This window comes from Arsenophonus sp. ENCA (genome assembly GCF_002287155.1).
In the GTDB taxonomy this organism is placed as follows: Bacteria; Pseudomonadota; Gammaproteobacteria; order Enterobacterales; family Enterobacteriaceae; genus Arsenophonus; species Arsenophonus nilaparvatae.
The window spans coordinates 1-2,140 of record NZ_NHNG01000569.1; the positions used below are offsets into that span (position 1 = coordinate 1).

Sequence of the window (2,140 nt, forward strand, 5' to 3'; positions counted from 1 at the left end):
CGCTCGTGAGCTTTTCGATTCTTTTTCCGATAAATCAAATAACAAGCTGAAAATTCAGCGGCTAAATTTTTCAATTCTTCGACTGATAATCCAATGATTGCTTTACATAAACGATTATCTCGTAACAACTGCTCTTTGTTGATCATTTCAAACCGTTATTTTCTAAGTTAAACCTCTTTTTATTGTCTATAGCGTGACAAAAAATGCAAGTCTCTATTCAGCAACTAGTTTATAGTAACAAACAAAGAGAATCCCACCCGTGAATACGTCAAATCTATCATGGATGCCCGTTGGTCTGTTGAAGTTTATCATCGAGAAGTTAAACAAAATTGTGGTATTGAACGCTGTCAGGCTCGCACGAGCCGAGCGCAAAGAAATCATATTTTTCTCGCTATTTCTGCGTGGTTTGAACAACATAAACGTCGTATATCTGAAAAAATAACCCTTTATCAACAAAATTGGGACGTAATCAAAAATGCTATTGCTGAGCACATCCGTGTTTTATTAGCGTACCCAAATTAGTTTTGTGCGAAACTCGTGACTGGTAAGAATCATCTGGCACTGTCGATTGCGAAACACGTTATCAACGAGCACCAAAGTTCAGCGCTATTCACGACAGTTCTGCGAATTGCCCGTGAATTTAAATCAACTTGGGGCAAAAACGCGGAGTGCTCAGAAGCTGATGTCATCAAGCGCTATGCCCAGCCTGACTTGCTTATCATCGACGAAGTGGGCGTTCAGTTTGGTAGCGAGGCGGAAAAAATGATCTTATTTGAGGTTATCAACGCACGTTACGAGAGCATGAAGCCGACGATAATCATCAGCAATCTGGCCCTGAACGAACTGTTCGGATTTATCGGGGAGCGCGTTATAGACCGTATGAACGACGGTGGCGGTTGTACTTTGGCGTTCACGTGGAGAAGCTACCGTTCACGCATGGCTGCATGAGTCGATTTTAAGCGGCCTATAACGCTCTATAAGGCGTTTTATCGATATAAATAACCAATGGTAGCGCTTTTGAACTTTAACGCCTTATAGAGGCTTACAGGCGGTTTTAGCATAAGATGGTAATCAGGAGTCGATTTTAAGGCGGCTAAGAAGCACGATCGGCGTTTTCAGCATTCATTAGATGCTATCAATAAAAACCGCTATGGCCTGACAAATCGTTTGCGTCTATGTTATCCAATTTTCGATTTGAAGACCTGGATAAGCGATGAAATCACGTTCATTGTTAGTTACTAGTATGATGTTTAATGCAATAGCATGTGAAGCTATTAGCTTGTCTAGATGGTCTTTCTTCCGCTCTCTTGTGGCCATGCGAACTGCACCATAGGCACGAGCAGCATTGACATCAAATGGTATTACATTTATTAGTTTTACGAGTCGATTAAGGTTATTTTGCTCTCGTTCTTGATCTTTGGATACCGCTACTCCGTAGTCTAATTCAGCAAAGGTAATCGCCGACATAACAACATCGCCAACAAAGCAATTTGCGAAACGCTTTGCTACCTGTTTTGGCTGGTTTTTGATGAGGTAAATACACATGTTTGTATCCAGCATGTAGCGAGGCATCAGATGGTATCCCTGTCTACTTGTTCATGGGTGTCACGACCTTCAGACATAAAATCAGATGAGAAGTTAGCAAATATATCCATCACATTTTCTAGGGACTGACGAGCGGGCCGAATCCGGATTTCATCGCCAATGCGTTCGATTTCAAGCTCCATATCTGTATTGTCAAAAGCAAGCCCAGCAGGGATTCTGACGGCTTGTGAATTGCCATTTTTGAATATCTTTGTTGTTTGCATTCTTAATGCTCCATGTGTGTACATGGATATACATTAACTCAATTCCAATAAAATGTACACACTAAAGTACATACCTATCTCTATTTAAAATTTTCACACAAATTATCAAATAAGACTATGACATATTTACGAAAAAGCTGGTTTCGATACGAGGCCATTAGCACGCGACAAGCGAATAGGCTGATCAAGCAATAAACTAGTTGCTGAATAGAGACTTGCATTTTTTGTCACGCTATTGAGAATAAAAAGAGGTTTAACTTAGAGAATAAAGGTTTGAAATGATCAACAAAGAGCGGCTGTTACGAGATAATCGTTTATGTAAAGCAATCATT

The 2,140-nt window shown here is 40.3% G+C and carries 3 protein-coding genes and 1 pseudogene; 2 read left to right on the plus strand and 2 right to left on the minus strand.

Annotated elements, in window-relative coordinates:
- The first annotated feature begins 231 nt into the window (after positions 1-231).
- Together CBG25_RS14815 and CBG25_RS14820 are read left to right on the plus strand one after the other, a co-directional pair.
- The gene (locus CBG25_RS14815; RefSeq protein ID WP_290606234.1) at positions 232-522 is read left to right on the plus strand and encodes a transposase; all 291 of its coding nucleotides are present in this window, start codon (positions 232-234) and stop codon (positions 520-522) included.
- An 18-nt stretch (positions 523-540) separates the two neighbouring features.
- A pseudogene (locus CBG25_RS14820) lies at positions 541-948 on the plus strand (ATP-binding protein); the annotation flags it as partial.
- A 225-nt stretch (positions 949-1,173) separates the two neighbouring features.
- On the opposite strand, the gene CBG25_RS14825 reads toward CBG25_RS14820, so the two are convergent.
- Together CBG25_RS14825 and vapB are read right to left on the minus strand one after the other, a co-directional pair.
- Positions 1,174-1,572 carry a type II toxin-antitoxin system VapC family toxin gene (locus tag CBG25_RS14825; protein WP_174891529.1) on the minus strand — a complete coding sequence of 133 codons (399 nt, stop codon included), beginning with the start codon at positions 1,570-1,572 and terminating at the stop codon, positions 1,174-1,176.
- Positions 1,572-1,808, minus strand: coding sequence for a type II toxin-antitoxin system VapB family antitoxin (gene vapB, locus CBG25_RS14830; protein WP_174891530.1), 237 nt, complete (start codon positions 1,806-1,808; stop codon positions 1,572-1,574). The genes CBG25_RS14825 and vapB overlap by 1 nt, the downstream gene beginning before the upstream one ends.
- Positions 1,809-2,140: the final 332 nt, after the last annotated feature.